This window comes from Companilactobacillus formosensis, assembly GCF_005405305.1.
In the GTDB taxonomy this organism is placed as follows: domain Bacteria; phylum Bacillota; class Bacilli; order Lactobacillales; family Lactobacillaceae; genus Companilactobacillus; species Companilactobacillus formosensis.
This window is the reverse complement of record NZ_BJDU01000005.1, coordinates 94,702-113,971: the sequence shown is the minus strand read 5'-3', so window position 1 is coordinate 113,971 and position 19,270 is coordinate 94,702. Positions and strand designations below refer to the sequence as shown.

General features: G+C 35.3%; 17 protein-coding genes. 12 read left to right on the top strand and 5 right to left on the bottom strand.

Annotated features, from left to right (window positions below):
- Window positions 1–40 precede the first annotated feature (40 nt).
- Window positions 41–1,009 (bottom strand): ROK family protein, encoded by a 969-nt coding sequence (locus FFM65_RS07095; RefSeq protein ID WP_119318300.1) that lies wholly within the window; start codon window positions 1,007–1,009, stop codon window positions 41–43.
- A 141-nt stretch (window positions 1,010–1,150) separates the two neighbouring features.
- On the opposite strand from FFM65_RS07095, the gene FFM65_RS07090 reads away from it, so the two are divergent.
- Window positions 1,151–2,194: an alpha/beta hydrolase fold domain-containing protein gene (locus FFM65_RS07090; RefSeq protein ID WP_119318301.1), complete on the top strand. Its 1,044-nt coding sequence runs from the start codon at window positions 1,151–1,153 to the stop codon at window positions 2,192–2,194.
- A 40-nt stretch (window positions 2,195–2,234) separates the two neighbouring features.
- Here the strand turns inward: FFM65_RS07090 and FFM65_RS07085 are convergent, their stop codons facing one another.
- Window positions 2,235–3,587, bottom strand: a complete 1,353-nt coding sequence (locus tag FFM65_RS07085; RefSeq protein ID WP_119318302.1) for an MATE family efflux transporter — start codon at window positions 3,585–3,587, stop codon at window positions 2,235–2,237.
- Window positions 3,588–3,764: 177 nt separating this feature from the next.
- Here FFM65_RS07085 and FFM65_RS07080 point away from each other — a divergent pair, with 177 nt between their 5' ends.
- Window positions 3,765–5,099, top strand: a complete 1,335-nt coding sequence (locus tag FFM65_RS07080; RefSeq protein WP_119318303.1) for a dihydrolipoyl dehydrogenase family protein — start codon at window positions 3,765–3,767, stop codon at window positions 5,097–5,099.
- A gap of 111 nt (window positions 5,100–5,210) precedes the next feature.
- On the opposite strand, the gene FFM65_RS07075 is transcribed toward FFM65_RS07080, so the two are convergent.
- The gene (locus tag FFM65_RS07075; protein ID WP_119318304.1) at window positions 5,211–7,910 is read right to left on the bottom strand and encodes a glycoside hydrolase family 65 protein; all 2,700 of its coding nucleotides are present in this window, start codon (window positions 7,908–7,910) and stop codon (window positions 5,211–5,213) included.
- A gap of 211 nt (window positions 7,911–8,121) precedes the next feature.
- Here FFM65_RS07075 and FFM65_RS07070 point away from each other — a divergent pair, with 211 nt between their 5' ends.
- The 7 genes from FFM65_RS07070 (at window position 8,122) to FFM65_RS12180 (ending at window position 16,003) form a co-directional block, all read left to right on the top strand.
- Window positions 8,122–10,089, top strand: coding sequence for a PTS sugar transporter subunit IIABC (locus FFM65_RS07070; protein ID WP_119318305.1), 1,968 nt, complete (start codon window positions 8,122–8,124; stop codon window positions 10,087–10,089).
- A 70-nt stretch (window positions 10,090–10,159) separates the two neighbouring features.
- On the top strand, window positions 10,160–10,693 hold the full coding sequence (locus FFM65_RS07065) for a GNAT family N-acetyltransferase (protein ID WP_119318306.1): 534 nt from the start codon (window positions 10,160–10,162) through the stop codon (window positions 10,691–10,693).
- Window positions 10,694–10,756: 63 nt separating this feature from the next.
- Window positions 10,757–12,292: a gluconokinase gene (gene gntK / locus FFM65_RS07060; protein WP_119318307.1), complete on the top strand. Its 1,536-nt coding sequence runs from the start codon at window positions 10,757–10,759 to the stop codon at window positions 12,290–12,292.
- 337 nt (window positions 12,293–12,629) lie between these two features.
- Window positions 12,630–13,301, top strand: coding sequence for a LysM peptidoglycan-binding domain-containing protein (locus tag FFM65_RS07055; RefSeq protein WP_119318308.1), 672 nt, complete (start codon window positions 12,630–12,632; stop codon window positions 13,299–13,301).
- A 126-nt stretch (window positions 13,302–13,427) separates the two neighbouring features.
- Complete coding sequence (locus tag FFM65_RS07050) at window positions 13,428–14,852, top strand: C69 family dipeptidase (protein WP_162897960.1); 1,425 nt, start codon at window positions 13,428–13,430, stop codon at window positions 14,850–14,852.
- Between the two features lie 72 nt (window positions 14,853–14,924).
- Window positions 14,925–15,758, top strand: coding sequence for an alpha/beta hydrolase (locus FFM65_RS07045; RefSeq protein ID WP_119318309.1), 834 nt, complete (start codon window positions 14,925–14,927; stop codon window positions 15,756–15,758).
- Window positions 15,759–15,850: 92 nt separating this feature from the next.
- Window positions 15,851–16,003: a hypothetical protein gene (locus FFM65_RS12180; RefSeq protein WP_162897961.1), complete on the top strand. Its 153-nt coding sequence runs from the start codon at window positions 15,851–15,853 to the stop codon at window positions 16,001–16,003.
- A gap of 18 nt (window positions 16,004–16,021) precedes the next feature.
- On the opposite strand, the gene FFM65_RS07040 is transcribed toward FFM65_RS12180, so the two are convergent.
- Entirely contained in the window at window positions 16,022–16,456 is a 435-nt protein-coding gene (locus tag FFM65_RS07040) for an ACT domain-containing protein (protein WP_057813158.1), read from the bottom strand.
- 138 nt (window positions 16,457–16,594) lie between these two features.
- Here FFM65_RS07040 and FFM65_RS07035 point away from each other — a divergent pair, with 138 nt between their 5' ends.
- Window positions 16,595–17,287 carry an NAD(P)H-dependent oxidoreductase gene (locus tag FFM65_RS07035; RefSeq protein WP_119318310.1) on the top strand — a complete coding sequence of 231 codons (693 nt, stop codon included), beginning with the start codon at window positions 16,595–16,597 and terminating at the stop codon, window positions 17,285–17,287.
- A gap of 2 nt (window positions 17,288–17,289) precedes the next feature.
- Window positions 17,290–17,469, top strand: coding sequence for a hypothetical protein (locus FFM65_RS07030; protein ID WP_119318311.1), 180 nt, complete (start codon window positions 17,290–17,292; stop codon window positions 17,467–17,469).
- 37 nt (window positions 17,470–17,506) lie between these two features.
- On the opposite strand, the gene FFM65_RS07025 is transcribed toward FFM65_RS07030, so the two are convergent.
- The gene (locus FFM65_RS07025) at window positions 17,507–18,214 is read right to left on the bottom strand and encodes a B3/B4 domain-containing protein (protein WP_119318312.1); all 708 of its coding nucleotides are present in this window, start codon (window positions 18,212–18,214) and stop codon (window positions 17,507–17,509) included.
- Between the two features lie 118 nt (window positions 18,215–18,332).
- Between FFM65_RS07025 and FFM65_RS07020 the strand changes: the two genes are divergently transcribed.
- Window positions 18,333–19,190, top strand: coding sequence for an SDR family oxidoreductase (locus FFM65_RS07020; protein WP_119318313.1), 858 nt, complete (start codon window positions 18,333–18,335; stop codon window positions 19,188–19,190).
- Window positions 19,191–19,270 lie beyond the last annotated feature (80 nt).

Sequence of the window (19,270 nt, the reverse complement as noted above, 5' to 3'; positions counted from 1 at the left end):
AATTAAGATAAGGATATTGTACCAAATTGATAAAACGTTTTCAATTTAAGACTTGGTCACGCAAAAACTGTCGTCTTCCAATAGCGATTAGACCAGTCAGATAATCATTTTCAAAATTATGATCAAAATTTAATGAATAGTTTTGATGCAAGGGTAACTTACGATCGATAGTTTGTTTGATGTGACTGATTTCAGCGTCTGATAGGTTTAATTTTTCGACATAGGCGATTACTAAATTGGGATTTAGTAAGCTGATGATATTTTGTAAATGTTGAATTATTTCTTGAGGTTTATTTTTCGAAGAAACAGTACCAAATTCAATTTCACCAGTTAAACCGTCAGCACCATGTATTAAATGATTGTTAATAACGATACCAACGCCCGGTCCAAAATTTTTAGGGAAGTAAATGCCAACCGTAATATTTTCTTGGGGAGATTTTTCATTGGCACCATAAGTACTAGCATTAACATCATTTACGATTAAAGAATCAATACCAGTGGTAGTAGTAATTGCTGCACTCAAGTTAATACCTTGAAGTGATTGCACATCGCTGATTTGTAAAAGAGTATTCAATTCCACACCCGGAATACCAACAATAATTTTGTTAGGTCGTTCTTTTGAGGTTTCATTCCTAATGAAATCTAATAAATAATCTAATGATTCCAAAGGTTTATCAGCTTTCTTTTGCACATAAACTTGTCCTAGTAAATCGCAAAGAAAATAAGTCAATTGAATTTTTCCATCAATTTCAACTAATTGTAAAATCCCTAATTTACCAGCATCAGCCCGTAATTGATAAGTCTTAGCACGTCGACCAGGAGTATTTAAAAAACCATTAGTGATAAGGTGTTTATTATCTAGTACATCTAACAACTTATTGATGCTAACGATACTCAAGCCAGTTTGAATCGATAGGTCCTTGGCCGATTGAGAGCTATCTTGCTGTAATAAGTTGATCATTGTTAGTAAATTTCTTTGGCGGGTAGATAATCTGACTTCCGTTGTCAAAAAAATAACCTCCTAATTGTCGTTTTGTCATATTTGATAAAAATATTTATTATAAAGCAGAGTCATACATGTTTAAACATATAATATAATGTATTCAGTTATAAGGATAACAAATTTACTTTTTAGAGAATGGTGACGTTTATGATAAAAAACAATTATAACGTAGAACTTGAACGATTAAATCAAATTCAATCTGTTGATATACCACATTTGAAGAGAGTTCAAATGATAGTTAAAGATCGAGTGGATGCACATTCTTATGATCCAATAATTTTTGACCATTTGAAGCAATTACCAGATGATCCTGATTTGCCAGATGATTTGACAAAATTACGCGATGGCAATGACCATGATGTTGTCCAGAATTCTTATCCTAATATTACTGTAGAAAATGATTTTACTTATGAGTTAGGTCGTAAGGTTCGTTATTTGAAAATTTTTAGAAACAATGTATCTTCAAATAAGGCGCTTGTTTACATGCATGGCGGAGCTTTTTACGGTGGTACTCCAGAAGATACTTTACCATTTTTAACCTTTTTAGCCACTAAATTTGCTGGAGTAATTTATAGCGTTGATTATGGAATTGCACCAGAAAAACCTTATCCAAATGGCATCATGGATTCATTATCCGTTGTAGCCGAAGTTCATAAATCATTTGAAAAAATATCATTAGCGGGAGACTCTGCTGGTGGTGCAATTGCTTTAGGTGTCAGTCAATTGTGCCATAATTTAGGACTTTGTGAAATAGATAAGCATGTTCTATTTTATCCCACAGTTGTGCATGGTTCCAATCATCAAGGTTGTTTTTGGAATGATCATGACATTTCGATTAAAGAAGATCAAAAACGTATTTTGCACAATAATTATACGCAATTTAAGCAATTGGATTCTATTATGACAAAGTATTACGTGAATGGACAAAACATAGATTTAGAAGCACCAATTATTTCACCTTTGTACGCTCAACCTTTAAACTTTAAAAAAGTACTAATGCTGACGGGAGAATTTGATCCATTTAGATTACAAGATGAAGCATTTGTTCAAAAAATTGGTTTGGCTGGTTGTGATGCTAAATATATTCGTTATGGTGGCTTAGGACATGCCTTTCTAAATTATATTGGTAAAGTTCCAGCAGTCGAAGATTCTCTGAATATGTCAGCTCAATATTTAAATGAAGACAAATAAAAAGCAATCTTACTTTTTCGGTTAAGTGAGATTGCTTTTTTTAAACATTTTCACCAAGAAGGTTACTCATATTTTTAAGTTTTTTAATTTGAATATTCCACGTACTTACTAAAACTAAAACTGATCCACTCCAAGCTAATGGATTGGCCATAGCAGCTCCGTAGAAACCAAAGAAATGAACTAAAACGATTCCGGCGAAGACCCGCATCAATAGTTCAGCGATTCCCGCAATAGTAGGAGCCTTTTGATTGCCTAAACCTTGAAGTGTATATCTAACAATGAATAGTATCGACAAAATAAAGTAAGTCGAACCGTTGAAGTAATAGTAGATTTGAACCAAATTTAAAACGGCGTTTTGAGAACCATTCATGAATAGGTGCGAAATGGCACGTCCAAAGACAATTAGGAGTCCACCAATCACAAGACTGGAAGAAACGGAAATAATGATGCCATCACGAACACCACGTAGAATTCGTTGAAATTTCTTTGCACCAAGATTTTGAGCTGTGTAATTGACCAAAGCTAAGCCAAAACTAAAGGCTGGCAAAGTGGCAATTTGTTCAACACGTCCAGCAACAGTATAGGCGGCAACAGCATTAGCACCAAGAGTATTCAACATTACTTGTAAGATGATGGAACCAATGGCGATGATAGAAGATTGAAATCCCATTGGTAAACTGATGTGGAGTAATTCTTTGATTTCGGTTTTGTCGATTTTGAAATCTTTTCGCGTCAAAATCAAATATGGAATGTGATGTCGAATATAGAAATAAAGAATTATAAATGTAATCGTTTGTGCGACAACGGTTGCTAATCCGGCACCAGCTACACCCATGCGTAAATATAAAATGAAGACTAATTCTAATAAAATATTTAAAACGGTACTGATGATCAAGAAAAATAATGGTACACGTGAATCACCGAGTGCCCGCATTGTATTACCTAAAAAATCGAACCCAACGAAAGAGAATATTCCTGCAAAAATAATTTCCAAGAAGATAAATGAATCATGAATTAAAACTTTAGGTGTCTGCATAACGACTAATAGTGGGTAGGCAAGAACTAAGGCTAACAAAGTAAAAATAATTGTGATCCAGAAGGAAATGATTATTCCTGAGGCAAAACTTTGTTTTACACCTTGTTCATCATGAGCACCGTGTTTTTGTGCCGTTAAAATAGTTAGACCACTGGTCATACCTTGGGCAAAACCGATGATCAAACCGGTCAAACCACCAGTAGCACCAACACTAGCTAAAGCATTAACACTGATTGTTTTCCCAACGATTAAGGTATCGATGAAACTATAAAATTGTTGGAAAAAGTTACCTAGTAGTAAAGGAATTGTATACAGAAAAATGACTTTCATAGGTCTTCCACGAGTCAGATCTATCATATGACAAATTCCCCTTTATCTAATTAAGACCATTCTAGCATGTTTAAAATCAATAGTTATAAATGGAACACATAAATATTATTTTTTTAGAGAACCATTTTTTTATAAATTAAATTAATTGTCATGATAATAGAAATAAGCTATGTTAAAGGTATAAAAAGATCGGAGGGTGTTTTAATGTCAGCAAAATTTGATTTTGACGTACTTTATATTGGAGCAGGTCATGGTACTTTTGACGGGGCGGCTCCCTTGGCTCAAACAGGAGTCTCTGTCGGAGTTATCGAAAGCGGACTAGTCGGAGGAACTTGTCCAAATCGTGGTTGTAACGCGAAGATAACGCTTGATGAACCGGTAAAAATGACTCGTGAGGCTCAAAGAATGGGTGATATTTTGCAAGGAAATATTTCCATTGATTGGGCAAAAAATATGGAACATAAGCAAGAAATTATTGACGTTTTGCCAGAAGGATTAACGAAACGTTTGGAAGATGCCGGTGCTGAGGTGATGCACGGTCATGCTAAATTTGTTGATAATCATACTGTTGTTATTGATGATGATAAGAAAGTTACAGCTGAAAAGATTGTTATTTCAACAGGTTTGAAACCACATCGTCTTGATATTCCTGGTACTGAATTAGCACATGATAGTGAAGACTTCTTGAATTTGACTAAATTACCAAAACACATCACGATTATTGGTTCAGGCTATATCGGAATGGAGTTCGCTACGATTGCTAATGAAGCGGGTTCAAAGGTTACAGTAATGTTGCATTCTGATAAGGTTTTAAGAGATTTTTACCAACCATATGTTGAACAAGTAGTTGCTGATTTGAAAAAACGTGGTGTTCAATTTATCAAGAATAGTGATGTTCAATCCTTTGAACAAGAAAATGATAGCTATCTAATCCACTATGGTCATGATGAAACATTAACTACTGATTGGATTTTGGATGCTACAGGAAGAATTCCAAATGTTGATAATTTAGGTTTAGATGAAATTGGCGTTAAACATGATAAAACCGGTGTTTTGGTAAACGATTATTTACAAACTAATATCGAAAATATTTATGCTTCCGGGGATGTTATTTCAAGTGATCAACCTAAAGTAACTCCGGCAGCTTACTTTGAATCTAAGTATTTAATGTCTCTATTCTCGGGGCAAACTACTGATCCAATTAAGTTCCCAGTAATCCCAACAGTAGTTTTCACTTCTCCAAGAATTGCTCAAGCGGGAATTTCAGTTGATGAAGGTAAGAAGAAGGGCTATCAAATTAGTGAAAATGATTTAGCTAATTATTGGTATTATATTGTTGATAAAGAACCAATTGCCCACAGTACTCAAATTCATGACAAAGAAGGACATTTGGTTGGTGTTACAGAAATCAGTGATCAAGCTGAAGATGCTATCAATGCCTTGTTGCCAGCAATTGAATTCAAATTCGACCGTCAACAAGTTAGTCGTTTGATTGGACTATTCCCAACAATCGGTTATGCTGCTTGGCATCGCGCTTAGAGAATAAAATAATCTTTTAAAATCAAAAATAAGCAGCTATTCAGACATAGTCTTAACTATCATCTGAACAGCTGCTTATTTATTTTCTAATAAAGTTTTTCTTTTAAATAATTAATAAGTTAATTCAATTTCTTGATTAGCTGTTAAAGGCAAGTCTTTGCCAATGAATTGAACTTCGGTATCTTTATCAGCCACGATGGTAATTGTATCTTGAGTGACTTCAAAAGCAAACTTAACTCCTTTAAAGAGCATGTTGAAGGTGATTTTTTTCCATTGCTTTGGCATGTGGGGATTGATGTCTAGTTGATCACCACGATAGTCAATTCCAGCAAAATATGATGTAACAACATTCAAAGTGGCGCCCATTACGCCTAAATGGATTCCTTCAGCAGTAGTACCACCTTGAATATCGTAATAGTCACTAGTTAAAGCTTCGTAGAATAATTTCCAAGCCTGTTTGTCATCGTTAACTTTTAGAAGCAACATCGAATAGACAATTCTGGAGAGGGTAGATCCGTGAGTAGTTCTTTGAATGTAGTATTGAATGTTGTCACTGATGAATTTATTTGGGTTAGTGATGGGATATCCTAGATCCTTCATGATATCGAGAAAATCATTTTCCCTAATATTGAAGAGTGCCATTAAAGTATCGGCTTGCTTGGCGACTTTATAATTATCTGGAGAATCATTATGAGCCTTAAGAATACGATCCATTCTCGAAATATTGCCATATTGTTGACGATATTTGTCAAAATCTAATTCTTTCAAATCAAAGTAGCCTTCGAATTGGCCTAAAATATCATCTTGGAAATCTAATTTGAGGTTATGACGAATCTTATCCATTTTTTCGAGATAGTCAGGATTGAAATCCGTCCGCTTTAGATTGTCTTTAATGCTGTCAATTGACTGAGTATGCAACATTTTGGTGATTTGTTTGAAGAGCCAACTGACCATGATATTAGTATAAGCATTATTCTTTAGACCACCGTCGTCATTTCCAGGGTAATCTTCATGGAATTCATCTGGTCCCATTACGTTCTCGATTGTGTATTTACCAGTTTTTTCATCAAATTTAGCCATATCGATCCAGAATTTAGCAATTTGAAGTAGCATTTCTAGACCATATTGTTTCATAAACTCTTCGTCTTCACTTAGGTTGTAATAATTCCAAATATTATAAGCAATTGCTAAGGAGACATGACGTTGTTTACGCGAATTGTCGGGGTCCCATTTGTTAGTGATTGGATTCAAGTGAACTTCTTGCGACTGTTCATCACCATACATACCACTTTGCCAAGGATACATAGCACCGTTATAGTCATCATCAGAAGCGTAATCCATAGCAGCTCCTAAACGGTTATAACGATACATAAGCAAGTATTTGACTAGTTGGGGAGCGTGCAAAACGTAAAAGTTCATATCGAAGAGTTCGTCCCAGAAGACGTGACCACGATAACCTTCACCTGTTAAACCACGAGAACCAACGGAAGCATCGAGATCCTTATTAGCGTGCGATTGTGCGGCTGTAGTCATACTATAGCTATTTAATCGAAGCAATTTCTGAGCCGTTATATCACCTGTAACGATAACATCTTCCTTATTCCAAATTTGTTGCCAGTTTATTTGAGCTTGTTTTTGATTAAAGGCAAAGTCGTTAATAAAGTGATATTTGTTGATAACTTGTTCAATATCGGTTTTTGTTTCTAAGGATGTAAAGATAGCAACGTCTTTTTCAATTGAGTAAGTTTTTCCTTCAGAAACAGGAAATTCAATGAATTGAGTAGCTATCTCATCAGTATTATTGACGGAATAGTCTGCATTGGCAATCTGTGAAAAACGTAGGTAAGTTTTAAGGGCTAATTTAATTTTAGATTGATTAGTGTGGGCCAATAAAATGGTTTCATGATCGTTATTTTCAATGTTATCAACTGATAAATGTTTCTTTGCCAAATTTTTATAACGTTCGACGTTACTATTGACTATTGAAGCATCAGTTTGCGAAATTACCGTAACGTTACCAGAGAAATTTAAAGGCTGAATTTCATATTGCAAATAGTAATTATGATAATTCTTTAAATCTGCAGTCTTTTTAGCGACAACTTTTAATTCCTTACCATCGTTTAATTTGATTAGATTCGTAATAGTTAGGATGCCAGTTTTTAAATCAAGTGAACGTAGTGATTCTTGAATAGTTTTTTGATCAATCTTGAAGAAATCACCATCGTCTACTTTAAAACTTAAATATTGAGCATTAGGTAAGTTGACTAGATCCTCATTAATAACATTACGATTGTTAACGGGAGTAGCTAATTGATTGAATACACCAGCAACATATGTAGCAGGATAGTTGTCAACATTGGCTTTGGCTTCTAAATAAGTACCACGTAATCCTAGAAATCCATTTCCGATTGTTTGCATTGATTCTTGACCATATTGACGTTTAGTATGTGCAATTCCATAGTAATCAAGATGCCAAGTTGAGTAGTCGATTTCTTTTTGAGCTAGGGTATCTAAGTCTGAATTTTTTAAATCAGCGTAATTAATTACTGGAATATGGAAAGTATTTTCTAATTCTTCACCAAAATCAAAGACCTCATTATTGAATCGAAAAATGTTTTTTTTCAAAATAGTTTGTGGAGAATTCATAATGACAATTATATCAATGGAATCAGAAATATTTTCTTTAAAATTGTGAAAATTTTGTTTAAGTTCCAAATTTGAATCTAATTCAAAACTACCTTCATCTAGAGTATTTATGTCGTCTGAGTAGACTAGATGATGTTCAGTAATTTTTAAAAACAAAGGTTTCATAATTAATTCCTCCATAAAATAGCAGAATAAAAGCGTAATTCATGTGTTTAAACATATCTGTACAATACGTATTATACACCCAATTATTAGTGTTTCAACGCGCTTTTTATAATAAATTATTACAAAACTTGATGTTTATACAGGAATAGTTGTAATATAGTATATGTTAAGAGTATGTAATCGGTTACTAATATTTTTGGAGGTGCTTTCTATGAAAGGTACAGTTAAAATGCTTGCGCCAGTTTCTGGGCGAGCGGTTGAGATAACTGAAGTCCATGATCCAATGTTTTCAGAAAAAGCAATGGGTGAAGGTTACGGGGTATTTCCCACTGGCCATGAAATTGTGGCTCCAGTTTCAGGTAAAGTTATGTTAGTTGCTTCAACTAAACATGCAATTGGTTTTAGTACTGCTGATGGGCTTGAAGTACTAGTTCACATGGGTGTTGATACTGTTGAATTGAATGGAACCCCTTTTGAATTATTCGTTAAAGAAGGGGATTCAGTCAAAGCTGGTCAAAAGATTGCAACGATGGATACAGAAGCAGTCAAAAAAGCCGGTAAGGTAACTGATGTTATTGTTGCTATTACTAATACAGCTAAGACAGTTAAGGAAATCCATATCAATTCTGGTGACGTCAAAGCTGGTCAAGAAGTTGCTCAAGTTGAACCAATGGCTCCAGGAGAAGCTACAGCTAGACCTACGGGCAAAGTTGATTATGATCAATTAGGTAAAGATATTGTTAAGAACGTTGGTGGAGTAAGCAATGTTGAGAACGTTATCCACTGTATCACACGTGTTCGTTTCTATTTAAAAGATGACAATAAAGCTAATGATGAAGTCATCAAAAATATGAATGGTGTATTAGATGTTGCTAAAGCCGGTGGACAATATCAAGTTGTTATTGGACCGGCCGTAAATGATGTTTATGATGCCGTTGTTAAAGCTTTAGGACCTAGTTTTGGTGGAAGTTCTGAAGCCAAAACTCCCAAAGCTAAAGCTCCTAAGGGTGTTTGGCCTAAAACCAAATTTTATTTTAGTGCTCTTATTGGTGTTATTACAGCCAGCATGATGCCTGTTATCGGGCTATTAGCTGCTTCTGGTATTTTGAAAGGATTACTAGCTTTAATTGTTTCAGCTAATTGGTTATCAGCTAAGAGTTCTACTTACATGATCATCAATGCGATGGGAGATTCAGTCTTCTACTTCTTGCCAATTTTAGTTGGATTTACTGCAGCTAAGAGATTAGGTGCTAACCAAATTATCATGGGTGTTGTTGGTGGTGTTCTAGCCTATCCAACTTTAGTACAAGTTGCCAGCAAGACAGCAAGTACTTCTATGAATATCAATGGAGATTTCTTTGGTATTCCAATTCACATTGCCAACTATACTTATTCAATTTTTCCAATGATTGCAGCTGCTTGGTTAGCTTCAAAAATTGAACCTTGGCTCAAGAAACATATCGCAATGTCTCTAAGAATGATTCTTAGTCCTTTGCTAGAAGTATTCATTGTCAGTGCAATTATTATTGTAATCGTTGGACCAGTTATTACGTTATTAAGTTCATATTTAGCTAGTGGTATTGTTGCTCTATTGAAGTTCAGTCCCGCAATTTCAGGATTGATCATCGGTGGATTTTATCAATGCTTGGTTATCTTCGGATTGCATTGGGCAGTTATCCCCGTTGTTGCCAGTCAAATCGCCACGACTGGACACAGTGCTTTGAATGCCATTGTTTCAGCTACAATGATTGCTCAAGGTGCCGCTGCTATGGCTGTCTTTGTTAAAACTAAGAAGAATATCGATATGAAACAAATTGCCGGTGCTGCTACACTTTCAGCTTTTGCCGGAGTAACTGAACCTGCAATGTACGGTATTAATTTGAAGTACGGTAGAATTTTCTGGACTGCTAATATCGGTAGTGCCGTCGGTGGTTTGTTAACAGGTTTACTTCACGTCGATATGTGGGGCTTTGCTGGATCATTGATTGGTTTTGCTTCATTTATTAACCCTAAAGGTATCGATGCTAGTTTCACTGGATACTTAATCGCTTCAGCTGCAACAATTGTCGTCTCATTTGTATGTACTTATCTCTTCGGATTTAAAGAAGAAGATTTGGAAAGCAGTCACGCTGTAGAAAAAGTAAGATTAGGTAGCCGTGAACCTGCACAAGCTAATTAATATAAGATGCTAATTAAAAGATTTGTCGTATAATATATGGCAAATCTTTTTTTGTTAGGGGTGTTTTAAATTGGTAGTTAAAATAAGACAGTTACAATCAAATGAAGTAGCAGATTTTTGGAAACTGGCATTTAGTGATGCTGATGCTGATTGGACAAAATTAAATGGCCCATATTTTCATGATGATTTACCAACAAAAGATTATTTTGAGAAAGTATTAGCAAAGAAGTATTGGCTCAATAACAAAGATCATCTTGTAATAACCTTTGACGGGACAATAGTGGGTTCAGTAGGAGCTAGTTTTAAAGATGGTGATTTAAAACGTTGGTTGGATGTAGGAATCACAATTTATCCGGAAAAAATGTGGGACAAGCATATAGGTACCCAAGCACTGGAATTATTTTTTGATTATCTATTTAAAATTTACGATTTACCTCATCTAGGTTTAACTACTTGGTCAGGTAATCCTAGAATGATGCATTTAGCAGAAAAAATTGGTATGCGACAGGAAGCTCGTATACGTTCGGTGAGATATTACAATGGCAAGTATTATGATTCAGTGGTGTATGGAATTTTGAGGTCAGAATGGATGAATAGAAAGTAGACTTTTTAGAAATCTATTATTACAATTAAACAAGTTTCTACTATTTATAAAGGAGTTTTGATAATGGATTATATTATTGGTGTAGATATTGGAACAACGAGTACTAAAAGTGTACTTTACGATACTAAAGGTAAAGTGATTGCCTATGCCAATTCTGGTTATCAACTCTATCAAGATATTCCTGATATGGCCGAGGAAGACCCTGAAGAAATCTTTGGGGCCGTTTTGGAAACGATGGGTTCAGTTATTCGTAAATCTCAAGTCCAAGTTTCAGAAATAAAGGGTGTTTCGTTCTCTTCAGCGATGCACAGTTTGATCTTAATGGACCAAAATGATCAGCCATTGACTCGAGCTATCACATGGGCCGACAACCGAGCTGCCAAGTATAGTGAGGAGTTAAAAGAAAATGGTTTGGGCCAACAAATTTATCAAAAAACTGGGACACCAATTCACCCAATGGCACCATTATCAAAGATTCTTTGGTTACGTCATGAGAAAAATAATTTATTCAAACAGACGAAAAAATTTATCGATTTGAAGACTTATGTCTTCTTTAAATTATTTGGCGTCTATAAAATGGAATACTCAATTGCTTCAGCTACGGGGATGTTCAATATTTTTAGGCTCGATTGGGATCAACAAGCTTTGGATGTTTTACAAATTGACCGGAATCAACTGCCACAATTAGTTGAGCCAACTGATCAAATCACAGGTTTGAAATCTGAATATGCTCAATTGTTAGGTCTTGAAGAAACAACACCATTTATTTTCGGTGCTAGTGATGGTGTCTTGTCTAATTTGGGAGTCAATGCTATCGATCCTGGAGTGGTGGCTGTTACGATTGGAACTAGTGGAGCTGTCAGAGTTGTCGTGGATAAGCCGGTCGTTGATCCAGATGGAAAGTTATTTTGTTACGCTTTGACCAAAGATAAATGGGTCGTCGGTGGTCCAGTCAATAATGGTGGTATCGTCTTTCGTTGGGTCAAAGATCAGTTATTTGCTCCAGAAAAAATTACTGCCGAGCAAATGCAAGTTTCTACCTATGATATCTTGACAAAAATAGCTCAAAAGATTCCTGCCGGATCAGATGGATTACTTTTTCATCCATACTTAGGCGGGGAACGAGCTCCAATTTGGAATGCCTATGCCAGAGGATCTTTCTTTGGCTTAACGAGAAAACACACTAGAGCTCACATGTTACGTGCAACTCTTGAAGGAATTGTCTACAATCTATACGTTGTAATGCTAACGATTGAGAAGATTACTGGAAAACCTAAGAGTATTCAGGCCACTGGTGGATTCGCAAGATCTGCTTTATGGAGACAAATGTTGGCAGATATCTTTGAACAGGAAGTTTCGATTCCTGAGAGTTTTGAAAGTTCTTGTTTGGGTGCAGCTGTTTTAGCAATGTATTCGTTAGGTTATATTGATGATTTATCGGCTGTCAAAAATATGGTCGGTGTGACTGATACACATCAACCAAATTATGAAAATTCCAAAATTTATCGAGAATTATTACCGATTTGGATTCGTATTTCCAAGATTTTAGAACCAGAATATAAAGCAATTGCTGATTTTCAAAAGAAGCACAATAATTAGTTTGACCGATATTTTTAATTATATTTTTTTGAATAAAACATCATAAACCTTGTTAAATCAAGATTTGTGGTGTTTTTTTAATCTTTTTATAAGTTGACAATTCAAAAAAGTACGAAAAAATTCGAAATAATTTAGTTTTTTATTGGCAATTTTATGAAATTCAAAAGTGGGTTATACCAACGATAGAACGGATGTTTGTTTCATTTGTATTACTAAAATTACAGAAAATGGCTTTTTTGTAACTTTACAGACGTTGTTGTGTAATAAATACCTGTTAGTATATGCAACATAGCAAATGAGGGCTAAACAATTTTAAATATAAGGATGTAATTAATTCATGAAAAAAGTTTTATCTATCGCTTTAGTAAGTACTATGGCTTTAACAGCAATTTCTGCAACAACAAAAACTGCTCAAGCTGCAGTACAACTCGACAGTAACCATGTCCAAGTTGAAGCAGGCGACACATACAAGAGCATCGCTGAAAATGCTGGCGTAACAATCGCTGAACTTGAACAAGCTAACGGCCGTGAAGTTGGCGGATACGACTTGATCTTCCCTGGTGAAACAGTAACATTACCAGGTGCTACAACTACAGCAACTACTGATACAACAACACAAGCTGCACAAGATACAACACAAACAGCTCAAGCAACACAAACTACTGAAGATACAAGTTACCAAGCACAAGCTACAACTCAAAGTGCTGCTACAACAACACAATCATCAACAACACAAACTGGTACATCACAAGGAACATTCAAGATTTCTTTCTATGATCCAGCCGTACTAGGTTCAAACATGGGTTATGGTGGTGTTGCCGCTAACCTTTCAGTATTCCCTAAGGGTACAACACTTAAGATCACACTTTCTGATGGTACAGTATTGATCAGAACAGTTAATGATACAGGTACATTTGCATACAGTAACCCTAACCAATTAGACGTTGCTATGCCAAATAACCAAATTCCTTCATACGGTGTAACTACTGCATCTGTTGAAGTACTTTAAGATAAATATTTGAGAAACAGAACATTAATTTGTTCTGTTTTTTTTGTATAATTATAAAATTTCTAATATAGCTACTAGATTAAAAGCTTTTTTAATTTTATACTTATTTTAAAGGGAGGGAACAAAATGATAAATCCAAGTTCCGATTGTACTGAGATACTAGTTGGTAAAGCCGCTAGCATGGATGGTTCCACTATTGTCGCCCGTAATGAAGACGGTTATGGTCCAATCAATCCCATTAAATTTGTTGCACACGTTGCTAAAGATCAAAAGAACGCCTTTTATACTTCAGTAACTACAGGTGTTAAAGTGCCACTACCTGAACACGCTCTAAGATACACCGCTACACCACAGGCAGACCAAAGTGATGGTCAATATGAAGAAGCCGGTATTAATGAACTAAATGTTGGTATGAGTTCAACTGAAACTACTGCTACTAATGCTCGTGTTTTAGGATACGATCCATTAGTTCATGATGGTATCGATGAAGAAGCCATGTTGACTTTAGTTTTGCCATACGTTAAATCTGCCAAAGAAGGTGCCAAGAGATTAGGAGCCTTGTTGGAAAAATACGGTACTGGTGAATGCAACAGTATTGCTTTCAACGATAAAGATGAAATTTGGCTCTTAGAAACAGCGGGTGGTCACCATTGGGCTGCTATGCGTTTGCCAGAAGATACTTATGCTATCGTGCCTAATCAAACTGTTATGCAAGAAGTTGACGTCAATGATACTGATAACTTCTTAGTAGCGACTGATTTGGTTGAATTTGTTGAAAAGCATCATTTAAATCCACAACCAGGTCACTTTAATTTCCGTGAAATATTTGGAACACAAAGTGAAGCTGATGCCTATTACAACACACCACGTACTTGGTATGGACAAAAGATGTTCAACCCAGAAATTGAACAAATGCCAACCGCTCAAGATATGCCAATGTGCAAAAAACCTGCCAAGAAATTAGCTATCGAAGATGTTGAAGCTTTCTTGTCATCACATTACAATGGTACGAAATATGATCCATTTGGAACTTTTGCTTCAGGAACTCCAAAAGAACAACGTCAATTCCGTTCTATCGCTATGGATAGAAATCAAGCATCATCAATTTTGCAAATCAGAAATGACGTTGATGACGACCACGCTGCTATCCAATGGTTGTCAATGGGATTCTTTGCTTACAGTCCTTATGTACCATTCTTTACTAACATTACTGATACTCCAGAAGATTACAAAAATACAACTACTGAAGTTTCAGTCGACAATGTTTATTGGCTAGAGAAAACTTTGTCAGTTATCATCGAACCACATTATCATGAATATTCTGACATGATTCATGCATACTTAGATGGCTGCCAATCATTTGCTCGTCAACGAGTTGAAGAGACTGATCAAGCAGTGGCAAAAACTGATGATGTTACTGAATTTTTGACAGCAAGCAACCAAACAACAGCTGGTGAAATTTCTTCTCGTACGCATCAATTGTTTAACAACTTAGTCAAAAAAGGTTTATTACTTTCAAAGACTACTTGGGAAAAAGGTCAAAATTTGTAATCAAAAAGACTTAGAGCAATCTAAGCCTTTTTTTGTTGACTCGAGGTCAAAATGCATTAAACTTTGGTAATAATGAAAAATAAATTATTAATCAGAATATTTTTAATCAGTTTCATAGTTAGTGTAGGATTCTTAATCAATTCTCAAACTATTTTTGCTAGTTCTAAAAATCCAAGAGAAATTCCAACTTTGTTTTTTCATGGCTTTGGTGGTACGGTGCGGTCAATGGACTACTTAATCGATCAATCACAAGCTGACGGTTATGCTACTAGAACGTTGACTATTTTTGTGTCAAAAAAAGGCAAGCTCAGTTTTGATGGAACTTGGCCTAAAAATGCAAAAAATCCCGAAATTCAAGTTTTGTTTGGTAATAATCATCAATCTGATTATCATAAGACAGCTAAGTGGATCAATACGGTTATTTTGACATTGCAAAAAAAATATCAGATAACTAGATACAATGCTGTGGCACATTCTTGGGGCAATAACGCTGTTATGTATTATTTGTTCAAATATAGCGATAAAAAAAATCAGCCACAAATTGATTCATTAGTAAATATTGCGGCTCCAATGCAAGTATTAAACAGAGATATTTATCGACGTAATCCTTGGCGTTATTCTGATCAATTGACTAGAGACTTTGATAAATATACTCATCCTGATTCAGTTATGCGTCAGCTGCACATTCGGGAGTTGAATATCATGGGTCAACTTTCCAAAGAAGACCATTTTGATAAAGCGGTACCTGTATCATCTGCAAAGTCTTTGAAGAAGGTTTTTAAGGGACCACATCAAACTTATGAGGCCAGACTGTTTACTGGACGTTTGGCAGAACACAGTGCTTTGACGAGAAGAAATCCCAAAGTATTGCATGATATCGAGCATTTTTTGTGGCAACGAAATTAAAAGAACAGATTCTCCATAACAAATTCATTATTTAGTCACATTTATCCTTTAAAGTATTTTTTGAATGAAAATCTTAAATGGTAGGTGACGCAATGAGTTTTTTGAAAATGGTAATTGTTTTTGCTTTAGGATTGTTTTTATTAGTTTATGCGGGACATGTTAAAAGTCGTTTTATTTCAAAATCGTTATTCGCTTGTGGGACTTTGAGCGTTTTGATGGCTATGTACATCGCTTGGCCAAAATAAAAAGCCCTCATTGAGAGCTTATTCAATCGCAACTAATTGCACATTTTCGACCGAATCTGACAGTTGCAGTGTGTCAATTAGATCGTCCATAGTCCCGTTTAGGTGACTGATGTCTAGAGAAATGACGACTGTTGCAATATTGTGGATTGGGATATTTTGATTAATGGTCAGAATAGAAGCGTTCAATTCCGAAATATCGACCAGAACTTTGGAGAGAGTACCTTGCTGGTGCTTTAACATCATTGAAATGACAGCTTTACGTTCGTTTCTCTCTTCGTCGGGCTTAAAAACTAAGTCTTTATATTTATAATATGTACCACGACTGATACCCACAACCTTTACAGCCTCGCTGACGTTGTGGACTTTTTTTGTCTCTAATAAATTACGCGCTTCAATAACTTTTTCAAATGATTCAGGAAGAATAGAGCTATCAACTATATAATATTTTTCCATAATAAACTCCTTAAGCGAATCGGTATCTTCTTCAGTATATCATTGGATTTTGTCGTTGGAATTAATTTCTAAAAAATAGTTTCAACTGTTATAAAGTGCTATTTTTTGCTATTCTATTGTTGATTGGAGATGTTAATTTTGAAAACTTTGGTAGTAGTGTCACACCCAGAAATCAATAATTCACAGACACAACAATTTTTGTTGCAGGGAGCTAAGTTGCAAGACGTAACTTGGCATCATGTGGAAGAATTGTCAGAAATTGATGTCGAAAAAGAACAAGCTTTGCTAAAAGAACATGACCGAATAATTTTTCAGTTTCCTTTATACTGGTATGCAGCTCCAGAGGGCTTAAAACATTGGGAAGATAACGTCCTAACGAGAAACTTTGTCTACGGCGATGGTGATGATAATTTAGCTGAAAAGGAATTTGGTATCGTTGTAAGTACTGGGATGCCTCTAAAAGACTTTCAACGTGGTGGCAGTGAGAATGTTACAATTGATGAAATAATGGCACCTTATTTTGCTATTGCTCAACGTGCTAAGATGAAAATCTTGCCTGTCTTTACGATAGCTCAATTCCAATATTTGCAAGAAAATGCACAGATGCAATTACTGATTGATTATCAACGTTTTCTGACTCAACAATATCCTGATAGTTTACAAAATCGTCAATTGTGGTTTGAGAGAGAATTTGCTGATCGATTTAAGAATTTCGATGGTACGAATTGCAACGAATGTGAGACAATTTTGAATACTTTTATTCAACAACGAGAAGATATTTCACAATTGAAAAGTACGATTAGCTTAATTAAACAAGGTGAGGATGAATAATTATGAGTGAAACTGGTCAATGGTTAAGTCAAACAGTTAAAGATTTATCTACTAAACAGACTCAATATGAAAATCGGGCCTTTTTGGTAGCTATGAAAAAAGTGATTGAAGAACAAAACCAACGTCAAGCACAATTAGAAGGTGAAGTTGACGGTCGACTTTGGAATCATGAACAATGGTAAAAAATAATCCACCTAATATTAGGCGGATTATTTTTTGTTATTTAGCAAAGATAAATTCTGGATTGTCACGAGTAAGGATTGTTAAGTCATTGATGTCGATATTCAAATAATCGTGGAATCGTTTTTCTAGTTGATGAGCGGCAGCTAGGTGATCATCGTCTCTTTCGGGTTGAATGTTTTCCATATAAAATAGTAAGTTTTTTGTTTCATCGGTATCGGCTACACGAGCACTGTCTCGCCAAGCCCAGCAACGTGAAATTACATCTTGATCATCGCGATAAATTACTTCCCCTGGCAAAGCTTCTTCAATTTCATCTTCACCGATTGGGGTGAAGGTTTCGCCACCTTTAGCAACGGTCAGATGAACGTCGCCAACAATTTTATCCAAATCTTCAGCAGCGATTGGGAAGGCATATTCTAGGGAAACTGAATTGTAGACGTCAACGACAGGATTGATATTGCCTACACCTTTGTTATTTTTGGCTCGTTTTAGAAGATTTTCTACGGCATTGCGGGCACCTTTTTTAGTTTTGAATTTACGATAAGCCTCACGCCAAGCTTTGACTACTGGGTTAGCGCTGATTGGGTCATCGGGTACCCATTTTTTGGCAATCTCATTGGCGTTTTGAATTAAATCACTTGGAACGTTTTGCTCCTTATTGTCGACATTGTGGGCTGTCATTACGGCAATTTTTACATCGGGAAACAAATCCCAAAAAGCTTGATCAATTATAATTTTTTGCATTAAAATCCCTCCATTATTCTTTTGATTTCATTATATATTTTTTAAAGAAATAAAGACGATTGATTTGATATCCTGTTATTTATATAGTAACATTTGTGATGAAAATGGAGGAATGATCATGAAATATTTATTAACTGGAGCAACAGGCCATTTGGGTGGTCATATTTTTAACGAATTAATTAAATTAGTACCAAGTAGTGATATTACAGTAGGTGTTCACACTATTTCTAAGGCTAAATCTTTGTCAGAAGCTGGAGCCAAAGTTGTTGGAATTGATTTCTTAAAAGAAAATACTTTGTTAGAAGCTTTTAAAAATGTCGATGTTTTAATTTATGTTCCAAGTAAGAGTCATGATAGTTTTAGTCGGGTCAGCGAATTGGAAAATGTTTTGGTGGCCGCCAAAAAAGCTAATGTTGGGCATATTTTATCGATGGGATTTATTGCTGATCAAGTTAATAACCCGTTTGATTTGTCTGCCTTTTATGGTTACTTGCCACGTAGATTAGCTGCTAGTGGCATTCCTTATACGATTATACGTAATGCCTTGTATGCAGATCCATTAGTGCCTTATCTACCAGAGTTGATTGAACGTCAAAATATAATTTATCCAGTAAAGGATCAAGCTTTGTCATTCATTAGCTTACAAGATAGTGCTCAAGCTTTTGCTAAAGTTGCTAGTGAAAAGACTTTGTTGCAGAATGGAAGAATTTATACATTAACTCAATCAAGAAATTATACGATGCCACAATTAGCTGAAGTCTTGAGTGCAGTTTCAGGTAGCAAAATTGGTTATCAACCAGTTAGTCTCGATGAATTTGCTCAAATCTATAATGAGGGTAATGAAGGACACATGTTATCTTCAATGTATGCCGCTGGAGGATTAGGTTTGTTAGATGAAGTTAGTTCCGATTATCAAACCATTATGGGACATCCAGCTCAAGATTTGGTAGATTTTTTAAACGTTAACTATAAATAAGTAGCTTTTTTGAATCGATGTGTCATCTTGTTGTATGATAGACAGCATATTGTGTAAGAGGTGATACTATCAAAAATTCA

Excerpts from the sequence above, each read along its gene's own strand:
- FFM65_RS07090 (WP_119318301.1), top strand. The coding sequence starts at position 1,151 with ATGATAAAAAACAATTATAACGTAGAACTTGAACGATTAAATCAAATT.
- FFM65_RS07085 (WP_119318302.1), bottom strand. The coding sequence starts at position 3,587 with ATGATAGATCTGACTCGTGGAAGACCTATGAAAGTCATTTTTCTGTAT.
- FFM65_RS07080 (WP_119318303.1), top strand. The coding sequence starts at position 3,765 with ATGTCAGCAAAATTTGATTTTGACGTACTTTATATTGGAGCAGGTCAT.
- FFM65_RS07075 (WP_119318304.1), bottom strand. The coding sequence starts at position 7,910 with ATGAAACCTTTGTTTTTAAAAATTACTGAACATCATCTAGTCTACTCA.
- FFM65_RS07070 (WP_119318305.1), top strand. The coding sequence starts at position 8,122 with ATGAAAGGTACAGTTAAAATGCTTGCGCCAGTTTCTGGGCGAGCGGTT.
- gntK (WP_119318307.1), top strand. The coding sequence starts at position 10,757 with ATGGATTATATTATTGGTGTAGATATTGGAACAACGAGTACTAAAAGT.
- FFM65_RS07055 (WP_119318308.1), top strand. The coding sequence starts at position 12,630 with ATGAAAAAAGTTTTATCTATCGCTTTAGTAAGTACTATGGCTTTAACA.
- FFM65_RS07050 (WP_162897960.1), top strand. The coding sequence starts at position 13,428 with ATGATAAATCCAAGTTCCGATTGTACTGAGATACTAGTTGGTAAAGCC.
- FFM65_RS07045 (WP_119318309.1), top strand. The coding sequence starts at position 14,925 with ATGAAAAATAAATTATTAATCAGAATATTTTTAATCAGTTTCATAGTT.
- FFM65_RS12180 (WP_162897961.1), top strand. The coding sequence starts at position 15,851 with ATGAGTTTTTTGAAAATGGTAATTGTTTTTGCTTTAGGATTGTTTTTA.
- FFM65_RS07040 (WP_057813158.1), bottom strand. The coding sequence starts at position 16,456 with ATGGAAAAATATTATATAGTTGATAGCTCTATTCTTCCTGAATCATTT.
- FFM65_RS07030 (WP_119318311.1), top strand. The coding sequence starts at position 17,290 with ATGAGTGAAACTGGTCAATGGTTAAGTCAAACAGTTAAAGATTTATCT.
- FFM65_RS07025 (WP_119318312.1), bottom strand. The coding sequence starts at position 18,214 with ATGCAAAAAATTATAATTGATCAAGCTTTTTGGGATTTGTTTCCCGAT.
- FFM65_RS07020 (WP_119318313.1), top strand. The coding sequence starts at position 18,333 with ATGAAATATTTATTAACTGGAGCAACAGGCCATTTGGGTGGTCATATT.